This is a genomic window from Pseudomonas sp. FG13, from assembly GCF_057809755.1.
Genome location: NZ_JBMDKO010000006.1, coordinates 217,871 through 238,069, shown reverse-complemented (window position 1 = coordinate 238,069; position 20,199 = coordinate 217,871). Strand labels below are relative to the sequence as shown.

The window sequence follows — 20,199 nt, the reverse complement described above, 5'->3', positions numbered from 1 at the left end:
TGAATTGGCTTACGGCAGTCAAGAGGCATCCAGCCCTGTCAACGTCCTATCAGACCGCTTGGATGCGGCCCGCCCTGCTCGGTTGTGCGTCAACCGCGTCCTGCTCGACTGGCAGGATCAATTGATCGGGTACAGCGCTGTGCCATTTCTTCGCCGCGACGTAATACAGCGCCGCCGGCACCACCAGGCCGATGATCCACGAGATATCCACATCCCCCATCGCTGCCACCAGCGGCCCGGTGTAGAACTTGGTGGAGATGAACGGCAATTGAACCAGTACACCCAACGCATAAACGCTGATACCGAGAGCATTCCAACGACCATAGCGACCGTTCGAGTCGGCCAGTGCCGGTACGTCATAGCGCTCGCGAGTGATGCAGTAGTAGTCCACCAGGTTGATCGCGCTCCAGGGCGTAAAGAACGCCAGCAAGAACAGGATGAAAGACTTGAAGGCACCGAGGAACGAGTGCTGGCCGAGCAACGCGATCAGGGTCGCGGCGCCGACGATCACCAGCACGAACACCAGCCGCTGCAAGCGCGTTACGTTCAGCTGGCCACGGAAACCGCTGATGATGGTCGCAATGCACATGAAGCTGCCGTAGGAGTTCAGCGTGGAAATGGTGACCTTGCCGAAGGCGATGCTGAAGTACAGCAGCGCAGCGGTGGCGCCGGTCCCTCCCAGGCCAACGATGTAGGCCACTTCGTGACCCGCGAACTGTCCGTTGGCCGAGGCGGCGGCGAATACGCCGAGGATCATCGCCACCTGGGCGCCGATGACCGAACCGGCGCCCGCGGCGAAAAAGGTTTTCACCGAGGACGTCTTGCTCGGCAGGTAACGCGAATAGTCAGCCACGTAGGGGCCGAAGGCGATCTGCCAGGATGCCGCGAGCGACACCGCGAGCAGGAAGCTGCTCCAGCTGAAATGGCGGATTTGCAGGAGTGCGCCAACGTCTGTCTGGCTGATCAGGCGAGCGAACAGGTAAACAAAAGCGATCACACCAATAATGCTGGCGACACGGCCAATGAAGTGGATCACCCGATAACCGAGCACCGTGACCAGCACGATGACACTGGCGAAAATGAGGATCCCGACACTGTCACTGACGCCAAACAACTGGCCCAGCGCCTGGCCGGAAAGCACAGTTCCCGTGGCGGTGAAACCCAGGTACATCAGGCACACCAGGACAATCGGGATGGCCGCGCCATATACACCGAACTGCACCCGGCTGGAAATCATCTGCGGCAGGCCAAGCTTGGGTCCTTGCGCGGCATGCAACGCCATGACGCCACCGCCGAGCAGTTGGCCGATCAGCAAACCGATCAACGACCAGAACACATCACCGCCCAGCACCACCGCCAACGCACCGGTGACAATGGCAGTGATTTGCAGGTTGGCCCCCATCCAGAGGGTGAACTGGCTCAACAATCGACCGTGTCTCTCCGCTTCCGGGATGTAGTCGATCGAACGCTTCTCGATCAACGGCTTGCTGCTTGCACGTGTGCTACTGACGGCCATGGTTCAACCTCTGTGGATTGTTCTGGTGGTGACTCTGGTGTTGCTTTTCTGTGGGAGCGAGCCTGCTCCGGGCGGCGATCCGACGATAGCGGTGGGTCAGTTGCAGTGTTGTTAACTGACACTCCCTCATCGCGAGCAGGCTCGCTCCCACAAGGGGTCCTGCGTTACTTGCCGGTAATCATCGGCAAGTTCAGGCCCTGTTCCTTGGCGCAGTCGATCGCAATCTGGTAACCGGCATCGGCATGACGCATCACACCGGTAGCCGGGTCGTTGTGCAGTACGCGAGCGATTCGCTCGGCCGCCTCATCGGTACCATCGCAGACGATCACCATGCCCGAGTGCTGGGAGAAGCCCATGCCGACGCCGCCACCGTGGTGCAGCGATACCCAGGTCGCGCCGCTGGCGGTGTTGAGCAAGGCGTTGAGCAACGGCCAGTCGGAGACCGCGTCGGAGCCGTCCTGCATGGATTCGGTTTCACGGTTGGGGCTGGACACGGAACCGGAGTCCAGGTGATCGCGGCCAATCACGATCGGTGCCGACAGCTCACCGCTGCGCACCATTTCGTTGAACGCCAGGCCCAGCTTGGCGCGTTGGCCCAGGCCGACCCAGCAGATACGTGCCGGCAGACCCTGGAAGCTGATGCGCTCGCGGGCCATGTCCAACCAGTTGTGCAGGTGGGCGTCGTCAGGGATCAGTTCCTTGACCTTGGCGTCGGTCTTGTAGATGTCCTGCGGGTCACCCGACAGCGCGGCCCAACGGAACGGACCGATGCCGCGGCAAAACAGCGGACGGATATACGCCGGCACGAAGCCTGGGAAGTCGAAGGCATTCTCGACGCCTTCTTCCTGGGCCATCTGACGGATGTTGTTGCCGTAGTCGAAGGTCGGCACGCCCATTTTCTGGAAGGCCAGCATGGCTTTCACGTGCACCGCCATCGATTGCTTGGCGGCTTTCACCACGGCGGCGGGTTCGGTCTTGGCGCGGGCACGGTACTCGTCCCAGGTCCAGCCAGCCGGCAGGTAACCGTTGAGTGGGTCGTGGGCGCTGGTCTGGTCGGTGACCATGTCCGGCCGCACACCGCGACGGACCATTTCCGGCAGGATTTCAGCGGCGTTCCCGCACAGTGCGATGGAGATTGCCTTGCCTTCGGCGGTGTATTTCTCGATACGGGCCAGGGCATCATCCAGGTCGGTGGCCTGCTCGTCGACGTAACGGGTCTTGAGACGGAAATCGATACTGACCTGCTGGCATTCAATGTTCAGCGAGCAAGCGCCGGCCAGTGTCGCAGCCAACGGTTGTGCGCCGCCCATGCCGCCCAGGCCGGCGGTCAGGACCCAACGGCCCTTGAGGTTGGAGTCGTAGTGCTGGCGACCGGCTTCGACGAAGGTTTCATAGGTACCCTGCACGATGCCCTGGCTGCCGATGTAGATCCAGCTGCCGGCAGTCATCTGGCCGTACATGGCCAGGCCCTTGGCGTCGAGCTCGTTGAAGTGTTCCCAACTGGCCCAGTGCGGTACCAGGTTGGAGTTGGCGATCAGCACACGGGGGGCATTCGTGTGGGTCTTGAACACGCCCACCGGCTTGCCGGATTGCACCAGCAGGGTTTCGTCGTCGTTCAGGTTGGTGAGGCTTTCGACGATCTTGTCGTAGCACTCCCAGTTGCGCGCCGCGCGGCCGATGCCACCGTAGACCACCAGCTCCTTGGGGTTCTCGGCCACTTGCGGATCGAGGTTGTTCATCAGCATGCGCAGCGGCGCTTCAGTCAGCCAGCTCTTGGCGGTCAGCGTATTACCGCGAGGGGCGCGAATTTCAACGTCACGGTATTTTTCGGGTTTGCGGGTAGCGTCGGTCACAGCAAAAACTCCTCAGCGATCAATCCAGACCAGCCCGGGCAGTGGGCAGCGATTTAACGAACGTTGCGTTGAATATCGATGACTCATACGCATACGTCTTTACTTGTATGTACAAGCATATGCAATCAAGCGGCCAACTTACTGAAGGTGCATTCAGGAATCTTTTTTGAAATGGCTGGAAAGCGCGGAATTGAAGGGCTGCAGAAGCGGATTAATTTTTCGGAGGGGGATTTACAGAGGTGAGGATGAGAGGGACAGAAGCGTGGCGTTGCGCCACGCTGGGGCATTCGGTAACAAATTGGTGCGACTGAAGAAACAGTAAGGCGTGCTTTTGTGGCGAGGGGATTTATCCCCGCTGGGCTGCGAAGCGGCCCCTCTTGGTGCCACTCAACAGCTTCGGAGCCAACTGATTTGGGGTCGCTCCGCGACCCAGCGGGGATAAATCCCCTCGCCACAAGGAGGCACCACTGAGACTAGCGGGCAGTCAGTTCGATCACGCAGCACTGGCCGTCCGTGAAAACTTCCAGCAGCCCGGTGTTACCGCTCAATTGCAAACAATCGTATAGGGCCAGTTCCGCGGTGGACTCGCCGATCTTGACGTGCAGCGCCGGGTCGGCACTGAACACCAGCACCGTCCCCGCTTCACTGAAGAACCGCTGCTCGTCCGCCAGCCACTGTAACCGTGCCCGGTAACGCTGGGGCGAATAGATCAGGTTGAAGTCACGAATCGGTCCGCCCAGCAACGTGCAATGAACGTGGCTCTCACCGCTGAACGCGAAAGGGTCCAGGGGATGCAACGGCCGCGTGACCTGACCATCGACGGTCAGGCTCATGCCATCGCCCTGCAAGACGCTGATGACGCGTTCGTAACCGGCAAAGGTGGAAAAACCGCCCGACTCACCGATATCGGCAATCGACAGACGCCAGCCGAAACCTTCCAGGCCGGTACCAGCGTCACGGGTGATTTCCTCGGTGCTGCCACCGCCATTTTTCCATGGCATACGCGGGTAATCCACCGCGCGCAGAACTTTCAAGTCACTCACTTATGAAATCGCCCTTCCAGACTATGACGGGAACCCGGATGAATCAGCCGTGCGGCGGTAACAGGCTGACGCCCGGACCAGGTACGACGGCGGATCAGCAGGCACGGTTCGCCCTTTTCGATCTGCAGTAACTTGCATTCATTGGGCTCGGCGAGGATCGCTTCCACAACATGCTCGCCTTCGGTCAGCGGCGCGACCTGGTTCAGATAGGCGTAGGGTGTCTGCAGGGTGAAGTCCTGCTTGAGGTAGTCGGGCGCCACCAACGCGTTGACGAAGCGGTCTTCGATCTGCACCGGAATGTCGTTTTCGAAATGCACGATCAGCGAGTGGAACACCTTCTGGCCTTCACGCATGTCCAAGGCCAGGGCCCGCTCGGAACCGGCAGCCTCTTCTTCAAGGGTGATGACCTTGCAGGTGTGGCGATGGCCGCGAGAGGCAATCTCGTCGGCGATGTTGTGCACTTCGAACAGCGCGGACTGGCTCTTGGGTTCGGCGACGAACGTGCCGACGCCCTGCATACGCACCAACAGGCCATCGGCGGTCATTTCCCGCAGGGCACGGTTGATGGTCATGCGGCTGAAGCCCAACTGATTGACCAGTTCGCTTTCCGACGGCACACGGTAATGCGGCGGCCAGTTTCCACTGTCGATCTGCTGGGTGATCATCTGTTTGACGCGGGCATACAAGGGTGCCGGACTGTCACCCAGGTTTGAGGCCAGCGGCGGTTTGGCAGGCGGAGTCGGCACGGCGGTTCCCTGTTCTGCTTATAAAGATTGCTAGCTTGCCGGAGTTTACCGGGCAGGCAAACGTCTGTATATGTATATACAAATTACGCACAATGAGGTTGAACCATGTCCGCCTTCTTTGCCGAACGCGCGCTGTTGCCTAGTGGATGGGCCAATGATGTACGTCTTGAAGTCGACGCCCAAGGCGTCCTGACCCATATCCAGGCCGGCTCCCACGCAGACGGCGCCGAACGGCTGGACGGTCCGCTGTTGCCGGGTATGCCGAACCTGCACTCCCACGCGTTCCAGCGGGCCATGGCCGGCCTGGCGGAAGTGGCGGGCAATCCCAACGACAGTTTCTGGACCTGGCGCGACCTGATGTACCGCCTGGTCGGAAAAATCAGCCCCGACCAACTCGGCATCATTGCCCGACAGCTGTACATCGAAATGCTCAAGGCCGGTTACACCTCGGTCGCCGAATTCCATTACGTACACCACGACACCGACGGCACGCCCTACGCCGACCCGGCGGAGCTGGCCTTGCGCATCAGTCACGCCGCCAACACTGCTGGTATCGGGCTGACGCTGCTACCGGTGCTCTACAGCCATTCGGGTTTTGGTGGCCAGGCACCCAATGAAGGGCAGCGTCGGTTCATCAACAGCACCGAGAACTACTTGAAGCTCCAATCTCGCTTGCAACCGATCCTGGCCGGGCAACCGCTGCAGACGCTGGGGCTATGTTTCCACTCCCTGCGCGCCGTCACGCCCGGACAGATCCAGGAGGTACTGGCCGCCAGCGACGCCCACTGCCCTGTGCATATCCACATCGCCGAGCAGCAGAAGGAAGTCGACGATTGCCTGAGCTGGAGCGGTGCCCGTCCGCTGCAATGGTTGTATGAAAACACCGAGGTGGATCAGCGCTGGTGCCTGGTCCACGCCACCCACGCCAATGCCCATGAAGTCAGCCTCATGGCCAGGAGCCGGGCAATTGCCGGCCTGTGCCTGACCACCGAAGCCAACCTGGGCGACGGTATTTTCCCGGCGGTGGACTACCTCGCCCAGGGCGGACGCCTGGGTATCGGCTCCGACAGCCACGTGTCATTGAGCGTGGTAGAAGAGTTACGTTGGCTGGAATACGGCCAGCGCCTGCGGGATCAACGACGTAACCGCCTGTATCGGGCAGATCAGCCGATGGTCGGCCGCACGTTGTTCGATGCGGCACTGGACGGTGGCGCCCGGGCATTGGGGCAACCCATCGGTGCCCTAGAAATCGGCAAGCGTGCCGACTGGCTGGTACTCGATGGCAACGACCCTTACCTGGCCACGGCCCAGGGCGACGGCATCCTCAATCGCTGGCTGTTTGCCGGCGGTGATCGCCAGGTGCGGGATGTCATGGTGGGCGGCAAGTGGGTGGTGCGTAACGGGCATCACGCCGCGGAAGAGGACAGCGCCCGAGCATTTACCCAGGTATTGCGTGAGCTTCTAGGCTGACCGCAAATCCCCCTTGTGGGAGCGAGCCTGCTCGCGATGAGGCCTCCACATTCAACAGAGATGTTGACTGAAGGCCCGTCATCGCGAGCAGGCTCGCTCCCACAGGGTTATTTCCTGGCCGTCAGTCCGACGTCTTGGCCATCTGCCGATCCGAGGCGCGCCAGATCAGTCGTGTCGTGTCATAGCCCTGCTGGCGTGCCTTGCTCAGCAGTTCTTCGCGCACCACACTGTTGACCGTCGGCGTACGGGACAACAACCACATGTAGCGCCGGCTAGGGTCGCCGACAATGGCGGTCTTGTAGTCATCGCTGACGTACAACACCCAATACTGTCCCTTCGATACACCTGGCAGGATCCGCGAGACCCAGGTGTCGAACTCGACCCAGAGCTTGTCGGTCTTGCCCGGGACCTGTGGCGTAGCGGTGCCCTTGGCTTCTTCCCACTTCCAGTCAGAGGTCAGGCAGCGATTGAACACCCCCATGTTGCCGTCAGGCTTGAGGGTGTAATGGGCTTCCGATTGCGCGCAGTTGCGCTGGAAATACATTGGCAGGCGAGCCAACTCGTACCAGGTCCCTTGGTAACGCTTGAGATTGACGCTGTTGACGGTCTTGGGCGCCAACGGGTCTTCGCCAGAAGTGGCACAGCCGGCCAATACCAGGCCAGCCAAAAGCACTAACAATAACCGCATCATTATTTTTCTCCCGCGGGCACGTGGCCCCGGTTTACTTCAGGCCTTGGCCGGAAAACATCAACACCTTCTCACCGGCATACTGCACGCTGATAAAGCTTTTCTGATCGCCCCAGGTGCAACTGGACATGCCGAGCGCGCCCGAACAGTCGGTCGGTTTCCCCAGTAACGTCTCGACTTCGGCCTTGGACATGCCGGCTGACAGCTTCGAATAGTTTTCCTGGTTGACCTTGCTGCATGCGGTCAACAAGACGCACAAAGACAACAACGCGATAGATCGCAGGGACATCGTGAAACTCCTGGAGCGGAAGGGAGGTGGCAGGGTGCCAACCTGAAGCTTAGAAGAGAAAACCCCTATCTGGTTCCCCGCGCAACCCGGTATTTATTGGAGTAAAAGCAGGTAGTTCGTCGGTAAATCAACAAGTTTGTGATGCCGTCGTGCATTTCGTCGGTTTTACCTCGTTGACGCCTGAATCCCGGCGCTCTCAGGCCGATAAAAGAACAGCGCGAAACCCTGCCTTATGGCAAATTGACGCCCCTTCCTGACCAGCTCCTATGCGGTAGCGTTCTTAATGACCAGAAACATGAAATTCAGCCACAAAATCCTGCTGGCCGCAGCCCTTGTGGTAGCCGTTGCGTTCGCCTGTTTCATCCTGTTCAACGACTATCGTCAGCGTCAAAGCCTGCGCAACAGCACCGAAACTTCCATGCAGGAACTCGGCAACCTGACCAGCCGTAATATCCAGACGTGGGTCGACGGTCGTATCCAATTACTCCAATCGCTGGCCCAGCAGATCGCCGTGGACGGCAACAGCGCTGCCAGCCTCAAGCGAGCCATCGACCTGCCCGCCTATACTGGCAACTTCCAGCTCAGCTACTTCGGTGGCGTCGACGGTGTAATGTTCTCCGTGCCGGCCGGCAATCGCGCCGCCGACTACGATCCTCGCGCCCGTGGCTGGTACAAGGCCGCCAACAGCGCACAGCAAACCATCGTTACCGAACCCTACATTGCCGCCTCGTCGGGCAAACTGGTCATCACCGTCGCGACCCCGGTACAGCGACAGAACCAGATGATCGGCGTGGCGGGTGCGGACATCGACCTGTCGAGCATCAGCGCCATCATCAACTCGCTGAACTTCGGCGGCCACGGCCATGCGTTCATCGTCAGCGCCGATGGCAAGATCCTGATCCATCCCGACAGCAAACGCATCCTCAAGACCCTGGCCGAGGCCTACCCCAACGGGGCACCGCAGGTCAGCCCGGGCATGAAAGAAGTCGAACTCGACGGCAAGACCCAATTCATCTCGTTCACCCGGGTCAACGGCGTGCCGGGCGCCGACTGGTACGTGGCACTGGTACTCGACAAGGACACCGCGCTGGCCATGCTCAGCGAGTTCCGTACCTCGGCGCTGGTCGCCATGATCATTGCCGTGGTGTTCATCATCACCCTGCTGGGCATGTTGATCCGCGTGCTGATGCAACCGCTGCTGACCATGGGCCGTGCGATGCATGACATTGCCGAAGGTGAAGGTGACCTGACCCGACGCCTGACCATTCACGGCCAGGACGAGTTCGGTGCCCTGGGTACCTCCTTCAACCGTTTCGTCGAACGCATCCACACTTCGATCCGTGAAGTGGCCTCGGCCACCGGCCAGGTCAACGAAGTAGCGCTGCGTGTGGTCAGCGCCTCCAACTCATCGATGTTCAATTCCGACCAGCAAGCCTCACGCACCAGCAGCGTGGCGGCGGCCATCAACCAGCTCGGCGCCGCCGCCCAGGAAATCGCCCAGAACGCCGCCCTTGCCTCGCAACACTCCAGCGACGCCCGCAACCTGGCCGAAGAAGGTCAACAGGTGGTGGATAAGACCATCACCGCCATGCAGCAGCTGTCGGCCAAGATCAGCGACTCCTGCGGCAACATCGAAACCCTGAACAGCAACACGGTGAACATCGGCCAGATCCTCGAGGTCATCACCAGCATTTCCCAGCAAACCAACCTGCTCGCCCTGAACGCTGCCATCGAAGCGGCCCGCGCGGGTGAAGCCGGGCGCGGTTTCGCCGTGGTGGCCGATGAAGTGCGCAACCTGGCCCACCGCACCCAGGATTCGGCGCAGCAAGTACAGAAGATGATCGAAGAGTTGCAAGTCGGCGCACGGGAAGCGGTGCTGATCATGACCGACAGCCAGCGCCAGAGCGAAAGCAGTGTCGGCATCGCCAACCAGGCCGGCGAGCGCCTGGGCAGCGTGACCCAACGCATCGGAGAGATCGACGGCATGAACCAGTCCGTGGCCACCGCCACCGAAGAGCAGACCGCCGTGGTGGAGTCGATCAACGTCGACATCTCCGAGATCAACACGCTGAACCAGGAAGGCGTGGAAAACCTGCAAGCCACATTGCGGGCTTGTACCGACCTTGAGCAGCAGGCGGCGCGCTTGAAGCAGTTGGTGGGCAGCTTCCGGATCTAGTGCTCTTGCGGGCCCTATCGCGAGCAGGCTCGCTCCCACAGTCGATTGAGTTTCTTCCGACGGAACTCGGTCAACTGTGGGAGCGGGCTTGCCCGCGAAGACGGCACCCGCCTCACCGCGAAATCAGAATTTAGACCCCGGCCCCTTCAAAAACTCCACTTCCTCAGCCGTAGACGCCCGCCCCAACACTGCGTTGCGATGGGGAAACCGTCCAAACCGGGCAATGATTTTCTGATGCCGTTCGGCATAGTCCAGATTGTTTTCGAACACCGCCCGCTCCGCTTCCGGCTGTTCTCGGGCCAGGTCGATAAACCGGGACACGGCCTCATTCTGCACCGCGAGGTTTTCACAGTGCTCGAGCACCAGGTAGATGAATACACGCTGGATGGGCTTGAGTTGCCGGTCGAAACCCGCCGCCAGCCCTTGGGCCACCAACGCTTGGGCGAGAAGATCGCCGGAGAAGGCCTTGGGTGTGTCGCGAAAAATCATCCGCGGGAACTGATCGAGCAGCACCACCAGGGCCAGCCAACCTTCCGGGCGTTGCGCCCAGTCGGTCAATCCGCCGGCCAGTGCCTGATCGACCAGATCGCCAAAACGCTCGCGCGCCTGGCGATCATGGTGTTTGCCAAACCACAGGCTGTTCTTGTCGGCCGCTATTTCGTTCGGTGTATCGGCTGAACCAAACCACCAGTCGAGTAACGGCTGCCAAGGCTCGGCCATGATTTATTCCTTGTGGTAGGCCGTGGCGCGGGCCACTTCTTCCTTCGAACCGAGGAACACCGCCACGCGCTGGTGCAGGCCTTCAGGCTGGATATCGAGGATGCGCTGGTGACCATCGGTGGAAGCGCCGCCGGCCTGTTCCACCAGGAACGACATCGGGTTGGCTTCGTACATCAGGCGCAGTTTGCCCGGCTTGGTTGGCTCGCGACTGTCACGTGGGTACATGAACAGGCCACCACGGTTCAGGATGCGGTGTACGTCGGCAACCATCGCGGCCACCCAGCGCATGTTGTAGTTCTTTTTCAACGGGCCTTCTTCACCGGCCAGCAACTCGCCGACGTAGCGCTGTACCGGGGCTTCCCAGTGGCGCTGGTTGGACATGTTGATGGCGAATTCCTGGGTGCTTTCAGGAATGGTGATGTTCTCGTGGGTCAGTACGAAGCTGCCCATTTCACGATCCAGGGTGAAACCCTTCACACCGTCGCCCAGGGTCAGCACCAGCATGGTCTGAGGACCGTAGATGGCATAGCCGGCAGCCACTTGCTGGGTGCCTGGCTGCAGGAAGGCCTTTTCGTTCAAGGCTTCGTTCTGGCTCAGGTATTCGTTCGGGCAACGCAATACCGAGAAAATGGTACCGACCGGGGCGTTGATGTCGATGTTCGACGAACCGTCCAGTGGGTCGAATACCAGCAGGTAGGCACCCTTGGGGTATTTGCCCGGGATCTGGTAGGCATTGTCCATTTCCTCGGACGCCATGCCGGCCAGGTGACCGCCCCATTCGTTGGCTTCGAGCAGGATCTCGTTGGAAATCACGTCGAGTTTCTTCTGCACTTCGCCTTGCACGTTTTCGGTGCCCATGCTGCCCAGGACACCACCCAGCGCGCCTTTGGATACGGCGTGGCTGATTTCCTTGCAGGCACGCGCCACCACTTCGATCAAAAAGCGCAGATCGGCAGGGGTATTGTTGCTGCGGGTCTGCTCAATCAAATAGCGACTCAAGGTAACGCGAGACATGGACGGCTCCGAAGAATAGGGGGCGGAAAAACCAGCGCAGTTTAGCGCGTGTCGGGACTTAATTCCTCCTATGAGACGGGGAATGGAGGATTGAGTTCACAGAGTGGCGTCATCGCGAGCAGGCTCGCTCCCACATTGGATTGTGTTTCCCCTGACAGAATCCGATCAAGTGTGGGAGCGAGCCTGCTTGCGATGGGTGCGAAGCACCCGCTTTCAGGATTTGACCGGCGGCTTGCGCAGCAGGCTGAAAGCCATCGAGCCGAGGAACAGCACGCTGAGCACCAGCACCGCCCACAGGCCGATTTTTTTCCAGTTGGTCCCGACGACGGCCGGCGCCGTTTCGGCCGCCGGTGCAGAGGTCGTGGGCCCATTCACCGTCGCCGCCCCCAGGGTCGCCAGGCGCGAAGGACGGTAATCGGGCACCAGTGTCGTCAGGGGCAGGCTGGCCGCCTTCACCGTCGCGCTGCCCAGCGCCAGGCTATAGGGCCCTTCGCCACGGGCGAGAAACACCACCTGGGTCGGGCGCACGGCAAAGCGCAGGGCCGGCGCTTCGGTCCCGAGGCCGCCGCCGCGCTCGTCCACCGTCAGCTTCAATTGCTGGACGGTCTGGCCGGACAACTGCAATTGGTTCTGCACCACGTCCTGGCCATTCTGGGTCAGCCGGTACAGCAAGCCACTGCCCATCGGCTGCCACGGATGACTGCTCTCACGACGCCCGTCCAGGGTCACCGGTGCCAGGCTGTTGGCCTGGCTCAGCTCGACCTGCACCTCTTCGATATTCAGGCCCATGGGCAACTGCCAGGTGTATTCACCCGCCTTCGTGCTGCTGCCGGCCAACGGCTGCGACCAGGCCAGTGGCAACGGCAGGCTTTCGCGGCTGGCGCTCTGCAACTGTGCTGAAGTCAGCACCGGCGCGGAAGACGGCAAATCCCACAACAGCCGCAGATAACGCGCCGACTGTCCTGGCAGGTTCACTTCATGCTGCTCGACCCGCTCATCGGCGAAGGTCAGGCGCGCCACCTGGCCTTCGCCCCACGCTTGCCAGTTCTGCAGGTCGTCGCTGGCTTCGATGGTGAACCGCTGGAAACCGTCGCGCTCGCTGGTCCAGTCGAGGATCAGCTGCTGCAAGGGCGCCTTGATCGCGCTGGCATCCAGCAACCAACCGCGCAGCTCCTCCTCACCGGCCTCGAGCCGACTGGCCGGCTGGACTTCCACCAGCGTGCCGTTGGCGTTCGACTGCACCCGCACACTGGGCGCGCGCTCGTTGTCATCGGCCGCGTTGTACAACGGGAACCATTTCACATCGGTGAGGGTGCGATTTTCCCGGCTTTGCGCGGTCTCGCGAACCAGCGCATACGCCTGGGCCTGTCCGGCCGCGTTGAAGACCCGCAAGTCGCTCAGGTCGGTCTGCCGCGCCTGCAGTTGGACCTCCAGCGGCAACGGCAGGCGATACCACGGCCCTTCGCCACTCAAGGTCAACGGCACCTGGTGGGCGAAGTCCGCCGGTTTTTCCTGGGCCGTAGCCGACAATGCCACCCACAACCCGACCGCACCCAGGCCGATCCGACTCAACTTGCGACTCAAGATGACACTCCCTCACTGACAGGCATCGGCGGCTCGGCCTCTGGAACCGTTTCCGGCCGCTTGGGCGGCAGCGGTGCGAAATAGCCCACCACCAACAGCAATACACCCACGCCGATAAACGACACGATCCGCGCCAGACCACCACGGTTACTCAATTCGACAAAGAACAGCTTGGCCACCACCACGGCAATCAACCCCGCACCGATCAGCCATACCTCGCGGCGATGCCGCAGGTGCCCGCCGATCATCAGGCCCAGGGCGATCAGGGTCCAGACCAGGGACAACCCCGCCTGCACGAACATGGATTCGAGCAATGCATCCAGTTCGAACGGCACACCCAGCCAATGGTGGGCGCTGCGCATCACCAGGGCGGTGAAGAACGCGAACAGCGAGACCCCGGCGAGCAACTGGGCGACGTGTTCGGCATGGGCCCAACGGATCGCCAATTGCGCCAGCGCGCTACGAGCCCATACGTAGACACCGAACAGGGCAAACAACAGGCCCAGCTCCAATGGGTTGAGCAGCGGCACATACGGCAACGGCTCGGCGATGCCATCGCTGAAGGTGTTGGCCAGCCAGAACCACCCCAGCATCAACAGGGCCAGAGGCGCCGCCGCGTAGACGCGATACTCCCGCGACTGAGCCGATATCGGCCATGGCCAGGCTCGCGGCGCGGCCATCAGCACCAGGTACAGGCTCGGCAGGATCGCCCAACCCAGCCAACGCCAGGCGTTGTATTGCTCGGACAACAGCAACAGGCCATAACGCAGCTCCAGCGCCAACACGCCGATCAGCAACCAGCAACCGAGCACATGGGCGGTGCTGCGAACCGAGTCCGGGAGCATCGAGGCCAGGCGCTTGAGCGAGAGGAAATGCACACCGAACAGGACGAGCCAGGCCAACCAGCCGAAATCCGCCGCCGGGTGATAGCGGCTGTGCCAGCTCGCAACCAGCACACAGCCCGCCGCAGGAATCAGCAAGGTGCACAGCAACCCCAGCGCCGGCCACTGCAAGCGCAGCGCCAGAATCGCCCATACCGCAACACTGAGCGCCGCGACAATCAGCAGCAAGCTGCCTTGCAGATGGACCGGAGCAAAGCGCAGCACTTCGCTGACCCACGTCAGCGCCCACCAACCGGCGCCCCAGATCAGCAGCAGCTCGGACAACCGTTGCAAACTCAAGACATCGAACACCGCGGCCGGATGGCCCCGTTGCAGTCGCCAAGCCCCCACCAGCGCCGCCAGTCCCAGCACCATCGGCGTCCAGAAGCCACTGTGGGCCAGGGGCCGCAGCCCCTCGCTGTCGAGCGGTCCGAGCAAGGCCGGCCCCGCCACCAGGAACGCCGCGCCGCCCAACACTTGCAGGAGCAGGCCGAACACGAAGCTCACGCGTTGTTTCAGGTACAGGCTCAACCAGATGATCAACAGGCCACTGGCGGCCCACACGCCGCTCGCCGTTTGCCAGGGCAGGACGAACAGCACAGCAAGGTTGATCAAGGCCAGCCCCGCCAGCAACACCACCGACAAGCCACGCAGCAACCGAACGTCGTTGCGCACCATTTCGTCGCGGGCGGCCAGCAACATGCCGCCAATCAAGGCCAGGCCGATCAACGAGGCGCTGAGCAAGCCGCTCCAGCCGGCGGCGAACACTGCTGCCGAATCCCCTTCGGCGCCGCGCAAACGCATCAGGAACAGTGCGCCCCCCAGCAGCTGTACGCCAAACGCCATGAACAGGAAGCTACGCGCTTGCAGGCGCAGGCCGACAAACAGCGTCGCCAGACCGGCCAGCGCCCAGGCGATAGCGGTACCGTGGGTGAAAAAGAACAGAGGCGCCAGCAGATAGAGCGAGCCCAGGCCCAACGTGGCCAGCACCGGCAGCACTTGGCGCTCCCAGCTCGCGGTGTGGTCGGGCGACGCCTTGCGCAATTGATAGAAGCTGAACAGCAAGGCCCCGCCAAGCATCAGCGCCCCCAATGGAGCGCCCTGGAGCAGGCTGCTTTGACCGATTTGCAACTCACCGAAGAAAGCCCGCACCGCGCCCACCTGCAGCAACAAGGCAAACGCACGCGCCAGTGGTCGCTGCTGACGCAGGCCCAACCAGAAAATCCCCGCGCCTTCCACCGCCCACGCTGCCGTGGTCCAACGGGCATCGAGGCCCAGGGGAATCGCCAGGCTGGTAAAAATCACCCCGAGTGCCAGGCAGGTTTCGGCCAGCAACAGGGCGCGTCCCTTCATCAACACCCGGGCCAGGCCCATGTAGATCATGCCCAGGACCAAGGCGCTGAACGCTGCGGCCAGATCCAGGAACATCACCAGCGTGAGCTGTAAGCCAAAGCCCACCAACGGCGGACCGAACAGCATCGTGCCGTCTACATAATCGCCTTTGCGCGCCGACCAGCGCAGCAGCGCTTCACGGCTGTCATCCTCGGGACCGTCGCTCATCTCCAGCAGTTTGCGCCGGGTGAACAGCAAGCCAATCGCCAGGTACATAAGGAAGAAAATGATCAGGAACGGCTCGGTGCTGAAGAACAGTGCCGGCGTATACGAACGCAGACCCCAGGCGATACCGATGCCGAAGGTCCCGACAAAACCGATCAGGTTGAGCAGTCGCCAGGCCTTGAACCAGGCAATCGCGAGGATGCCGGCATTGAGCAGGATGAAGTAGCTGAACAGCGCGACATGGTTACCGCTGCCGGTGGAGGTCAGGATCGGCGCGGCAAAGCCGCCCAGCGCGGCGGCAGCGGCCAGCCCCAGGGCGTTCTGGGTCACTGCCAGGATCGCCGAGAACACCGTGACCGCCACCAGCAGCCCCAACGCGGCCTTGGAATCGAGCAGTGGATGCAGGCGCATGGCCGCGAACACCGTGAGGTACAACACAGCGATGCCGGTACCCTGGAGCATCAGCGCATAACTGCTGTTGCGCTGACGCAGCCACCAGCCCAGACACAGCAGGCCCAACGCACTGGCCGCGACACCGGCATAGCGCAGTTCGATCGGCACCACCATGCCTTCAGTGGCATAACGCAATAGAAACGCCAGGCCGAGGAATAACAGCAGCACGCCGACTCGCAATACGGTATTGCCACCGAACAGCCAGTTGCGCGCACCGGCCACGGCACGCTCGATGAACCCGGGGTCACGAGGAACAGGCGGCGTGACAATCGGTTCCAGGGGCTCCGCTGCGCGGGCCTCGCGCCGTGAGGTGACAGGCGTGGGGGTCCAGATATCGTCGGGCAGCGGTTGACTGGCTTGCGTGACCATCGCGGGGACCGGCGCCAGGTCGGGCGGTAGTTCCCAGACCAGCTCCGGCTCCGGCTCTGCCTCGCTCCGGGCTTCAGGCTGCGGAGCCGAGGCCACGACGATCTCGGGTGCGGGTGCGGGTGTGCTCGGCGCAGACACCGTGCCGCGCTCAAGCACGGCGAGACGCGCCTCCAACGTCAGCAGGTTTTGCTGGGTCGCTTCCAGCAGACTTTGTTGTTTGCCAGCCTCGACCCCGAGGCGGCGCAGCCGCAAGACCAGGGCGATGCCGAGCCCCGTCAATGCGCCTATCAACGCATCGGCGAACGACTCATCCACCACCCAGCCGATTGCCAGGCCCAACAGCGTCAAAATCCATTGCATGGTTGATATCCCTGAGCGGCCCATTGCGGGCATGACCGGGGTGATGCGGTGTCTGGCTCAGTCTAGTGGAAACCACACGCAACCTGTGGGAACGAACCCTGTGGGAGCCGAGCTTGCTCGCGATGAACGATGACGCGGTTTGCAGTTGAACCGTGTCGACTCCATCGCGAGCAAGCTCGGTCCCACAGGGCTCGCTCCCACATGGGTCATGAGGGCGTCCAGTCCTGAATCCGGCCACACCGCCCGGCGAAACTGGCGCTCAGTATATCGACGAAGCCCACTTGCCGTTGGGCTTCGCTCACATTTCTTACAGCAAATGCTAGTCGAGGGCTTTCCAGATGTCGGTGGCGTACTCGCGGATGGTCCGGTCGGAGGAGAACCAGCCCATGCGCGCGGTATTGAGCACCGCCGAACGCCACCACTGCTTGGAATCGTGCCAGCGCTCCTCGACCCTGGCCTGGGCGGCCCAGTAGGCATCGAAATCGGCGCAGACCAGGAAGCGGTCATAGTCCACCAGCGAATCCACCAGGCCGGTGTAGCGCATCGGATCGTCCGGCGAGAAGACTCCGCCGCGAATCGCCTGCAACACATCGCTGAGGCGATGGGACGCGGCAATGTCCGGCGCGGCGCTGAATTCACCGTTGCGCTTGCGCGCCTCCACCTGCTCGGACGTCAGGCCGAAGATGAACATGTGCTCACCCCCTACCCGCTCATGCATTTCCACGTTGGCGCCATCCATGGTGCCGATGGTCAGCGCGCCATTGAGGCCGAACTTCATGTTACTGGTGCCCGACGCCTCGAAACCGGCCGTGGAGATCTGTTCCGACAGATCCGCCGCCGGGATGATGCTTTCGGCCAGGCTGACGTTGTAGTTGGGCAGGAACACCACTTTGAGCAGGCCACGCACGGTCGGGTCGTTGTTCACCACCCGGGCGATGTCGTTGGTCAACTTGATGATCAGCTTGGCCTGGTGGTAGCTGGCGGCCGCCTTGCCGGCGAAGATTTTCACTCGCGGCACCCAGTCCACTTCCGGCTCGGCGCGAATCGCCTGGTACAGCGCCACGGTGTGCATCAGGTTAAGCAATTGGCGCTTGTACTCGTGGATCCGCTTGACCTGCACGTCGAACATCGCCGCCGGGTTCACGGCAATGCCCAAACGCTCGTGGATCAGGTAGGCCAGGGCTTTCTTGCTGTGCAGGCGCTGTTCGGCGAACTGCTTGCGGAAGGCCTGCTTGTCGGCGAACGGCTCCAGCTCGATCAGGCGCTCTTCAGGGTTGTCGAGCACGCTCGGGCCCAGGGCATCGACCATCATCGAGGTCAGTTCGGCGTTGGCCTGGAATAGCCAGCGGCGGAAGGTGACGCCGTTGGTCTTGTTGTTGATCCGTTCCGGGTAGAGCTTGTGCAGCTCGGAGAACACCGTGCTGCGCATCAGTTGCGTGTGCAACCCGGACACTCCGTTGACGCTGTGGGAACCGAGAAACGCCAGGTTGCCCATGCGCACCCGGCGGCCGTTGTCTTCTTCGATCAGCGACACCGAGCGCAGCACGTCGAAATCATGCACCCCCTTGGCCCGCAGCGAATCGATGTGCTGGGCGTTGATCAGGTAGATGATCTGCATATGCCGGGGCAGCATGCGCTCCATCAACCCCACCGGCCAGGTTTCCAGGGCTTCGGGCAGCAACGTGTGGTTGGTGTACGACAGCGTGTCCTGGGTGATCTGCCAGGCCGCGTCCCAAGCCACGTCGTAGACGTCCACCAACTGGCGCATCAGCTCGGCCACGGCGATGGACGGGTGGGTGTCGTTGAGCTGGATCGCCGCGTGATCGCCCAGGGTCAGTACCGAGGTGTGCATGTTGCGATGACGGCGCAGCAGGTCCTGCAACGAGGCGGCCACGAAGAAATACTCTTGGCGCAGGCGCAGCTCCTGGCCGGCCTCGGTACTATCGGCCGGATAGAGCACACGGGAAATACTTTCGGCCCGGGCAACCTCAGCCACGGCACCGAGGTGGTCGCCGGCATTGAAGCGCTCCAGGTGCAGGTCTTCCACGGCCCGGGCGCGCCACAGGCGCAGGGTGTTCACGCTCGCCCCCCGCCAGCCCACCACCGGGGTGTCATAGGCAATGGCCCGTACGGTTTCACCCGGAGACCAGACCTGCCGGGTCTTGCCGGTCTCGTCGGTGACGGTCTCGACGCTACCGCCGAAGCCGATCGGGTAAACCACTTCCGGCCGTTCGAACTCCCAGGGGTTGCCGAAATCCAGCCAGTGCTCGGTCTGCTCCTGTTGCCAGCCATCGACGATCGCCTGGCGAAACAGGCCGTGCTCGTAACGAATGCCATAGCCATGGCCGGCGATGCCGAGGGTCGACATGCTCTCCATGAAGCACGCCGCCAACCGGCCGAGGCCACCGTTGCCCAGCGCCGCATCGGGCTCCAGTGTACGAATGCGCTCCAGGTCCACGCCCAACTCGGTGAGGGCCTCGCGGGCAGTATCCAGCAGGCCGAGGTTGCTCAGGCTGTCGTAGAGCAGGCGTCCGATGAGAAATTCCAGGGAAAGGTAATAGACCCGCTTCTGGCCCTTGCGATAGATCTGCCGCGTGTGGTCCATCCAGTGCTCGACCATGTGGTCGCGGGCGGCAAGGGCAATGGCTTCGAACCAATCGTGATCAAACGCATGATCCGGGTCCTTGCCGACGGCATAAGTGAGTTTGGTCAACACAGCGTCGCGAAATGCGGCTACTTCGGCTTCGCGAACAAGTGGTTCTTGAGTCATGAATAAGACCTCGAACGAGCATGGAATTGTCTGAGCCTAGACGGTCTGACAGACGGCAAAGGCTCTTGGTTCGGTGGTTTTTCTCCAAGTGCCGGAGAATTGCCGCCAGGGAATTGCCGATGGACGAATGAATGCAGGGGCCGTGCCGCCGAACGCGGGGTTTTGCCAGAACGAAAAAAAACCGGCGGATGGTCGTTCAAAATTTCACCAGTACCGGTATGATCGCGCGCCCTGATGCATGCTGGTACACCTAGATGATGAAGCCCAACCTGATCGCCGCCGCGGAGATCGACCGACTCGATACCTGGGCCAAGTATTCCGCCCCGATGTGCGGTTCCTGCGTGTCGAGCTGCTGCACGCTGCCGGTCGAGGTCAAGATCAAGGACCTGATCCGGATCGGCATCGTCGACGAATTCGAACTGGGCGACCCACCGAAAAACATTGCCAAGCGCCTGCAAAAGGAAGGGATCGTCGAGCGTTACAACCAGAAGTCGGAGATCTTCACGCTCCAGCGCATGAGCAACAACGATTGCCTTTATCTGGACCGCAAGAGCCGCCTGTGCACCATTTACGAGAAACGCCCGGACACCTGCCGCAATCATCCGCGGGTCGGCCCACGGCCGGGGTATTGCGCGTACAAGCCCAAGGAAGTGGAGCGCGAGCGCAATCCGCGGACGCTGGATCGGTTTTGATCGGCTGACGCTATCGCG

General features: G+C 61.8%; 14 protein-coding genes. 3 read left to right on the top strand and 11 right to left on the bottom strand.

Translation table 11 applies throughout. The features are described from left to right. Nucleotides 1-49 precede the first annotated feature (49 nt). From ACODTO_RS08595 to hutC, 4 genes are all read right to left on the bottom strand, one after another. Nucleotides 50-1,516 (bottom strand): purine-cytosine permease family protein, encoded by a 1,467-nt coding sequence (locus ACODTO_RS08595; RefSeq protein ID WP_139646434.1) that lies wholly within the window; start codon nucleotides 1,514-1,516, stop codon nucleotides 50-52. A gap of 164 nt (nucleotides 1,517-1,680) precedes the next feature. Further along, nucleotides 1,681-3,369: a urocanate hydratase gene (gene hutU, locus ACODTO_RS08590; protein ID WP_175361869.1), complete on the bottom strand. Its 1,689-nt coding sequence runs from the start codon at nucleotides 3,367-3,369 to the stop codon at nucleotides 1,681-1,683. A 473-nt stretch (nucleotides 3,370-3,842) separates the two neighbouring features. Next, nucleotides 3,843-4,412, bottom strand: coding sequence for a HutD/Ves family protein (locus ACODTO_RS08585; RefSeq protein ID WP_489106285.1), 570 nt, complete (start codon nucleotides 4,410-4,412; stop codon nucleotides 3,843-3,845). Next, nucleotides 4,409-5,158, bottom strand: coding sequence for a histidine utilization transcriptional repressor HutC (hutC, locus tag ACODTO_RS08580; protein WP_024778085.1), 750 nt, complete (start codon nucleotides 5,156-5,158; stop codon nucleotides 4,409-4,411). The genes ACODTO_RS08585 and hutC overlap by 4 nt, the downstream gene beginning before the upstream one ends. A gap of 105 nt (nucleotides 5,159-5,263) precedes the next feature. Between hutC and ACODTO_RS08575 the strand changes: the two genes are divergently transcribed. Continuing rightward, nucleotides 5,264-6,628, top strand: coding sequence for a formimidoylglutamate deiminase (locus tag ACODTO_RS08575; protein WP_489106284.1), 1,365 nt, complete (start codon nucleotides 5,264-5,266; stop codon nucleotides 6,626-6,628). Between the two features lie 121 nt (nucleotides 6,629-6,749). Here ACODTO_RS08575 and ACODTO_RS08570 read toward each other — a convergent pair whose 3' ends face one another. Both ACODTO_RS08570 and ACODTO_RS08565 read right to left on the bottom strand, forming a co-directional pair. Then, the gene (locus ACODTO_RS08570) at nucleotides 6,750-7,319 is read right to left on the bottom strand and encodes a lipocalin family protein (protein ID WP_139646426.1); all 570 of its coding nucleotides are present in this window, start codon (nucleotides 7,317-7,319) and stop codon (nucleotides 6,750-6,752) included. Between the two features lie 31 nt (nucleotides 7,320-7,350). After that, nucleotides 7,351-7,605 (bottom strand): outer membrane protein assembly factor BamE domain-containing protein, encoded by a 255-nt coding sequence (locus tag ACODTO_RS08565; protein ID WP_024778082.1) that lies wholly within the window; start codon nucleotides 7,603-7,605, stop codon nucleotides 7,351-7,353. Between the two features lie 283 nt (nucleotides 7,606-7,888). Between ACODTO_RS08565 and ACODTO_RS08560 the strand changes: the two genes are divergently transcribed. Further along, nucleotides 7,889-9,781, top strand: a complete 1,893-nt coding sequence (locus tag ACODTO_RS08560; RefSeq protein WP_489106283.1) for a methyl-accepting chemotaxis protein — start codon at nucleotides 7,889-7,891, stop codon at nucleotides 9,779-9,781. Between the two features lie 123 nt (nucleotides 9,782-9,904). Here the strand turns inward: ACODTO_RS08560 and ACODTO_RS08555 are convergent, their stop codons facing one another. The 5 genes from ACODTO_RS08555 to ACODTO_RS08535 all read right to left on the bottom strand — a co-directional run bounded on the left by ACODTO_RS08555 (nucleotide 9,905) and on the right by ACODTO_RS08535 (nucleotide 19,489). Beyond that, nucleotides 9,905-10,501, bottom strand: coding sequence for a DUF924 family protein (locus ACODTO_RS08555; RefSeq protein WP_464710184.1), 597 nt, complete (start codon nucleotides 10,499-10,501; stop codon nucleotides 9,905-9,907). A gap of 3 nt (nucleotides 10,502-10,504) precedes the next feature. Continuing rightward, nucleotides 10,505-11,515 (bottom strand): class 1 fructose-bisphosphatase, encoded by a 1,011-nt coding sequence (locus tag ACODTO_RS08550; RefSeq protein WP_139646420.1) that lies wholly within the window; start codon nucleotides 11,513-11,515, stop codon nucleotides 10,505-10,507. Nucleotides 11,516-11,728: 213 nt separating this feature from the next. Further along, the gene (locus ACODTO_RS08545) at nucleotides 11,729-13,099 is read right to left on the bottom strand and encodes a DUF3999 domain-containing protein (RefSeq protein WP_489106282.1); all 1,371 of its coding nucleotides are present in this window, start codon (nucleotides 13,097-13,099) and stop codon (nucleotides 11,729-11,731) included. Further along, complete coding sequence (locus ACODTO_RS08540) at nucleotides 13,096-16,719, bottom strand: DUF2339 domain-containing protein (protein ID WP_489106281.1); 3,624 nt, start codon at nucleotides 16,717-16,719, stop codon at nucleotides 13,096-13,098. The genes ACODTO_RS08545 and ACODTO_RS08540 overlap by 4 nt, the downstream gene beginning before the upstream one ends. A 319-nt stretch (nucleotides 16,720-17,038) precedes the next feature. Continuing rightward, nucleotides 17,039-19,489, bottom strand: coding sequence for a glycogen/starch/alpha-glucan phosphorylase (locus tag ACODTO_RS08535; RefSeq protein ID WP_139646414.1), 2,451 nt, complete (start codon nucleotides 19,487-19,489; stop codon nucleotides 17,039-17,041). 254 nt (nucleotides 19,490-19,743) lie between these two features. Here ACODTO_RS08535 and ACODTO_RS08530 point away from each other — a divergent pair, with 254 nt between their 5' ends. Continuing rightward, nucleotides 19,744-20,181 (top strand): YkgJ family cysteine cluster protein, encoded by a 438-nt coding sequence (locus ACODTO_RS08530; protein WP_024778075.1) that lies wholly within the window; start codon nucleotides 19,744-19,746, stop codon nucleotides 20,179-20,181. The last annotated feature ends 18 nt before the right edge of the window (nucleotides 20,182-20,199 follow it).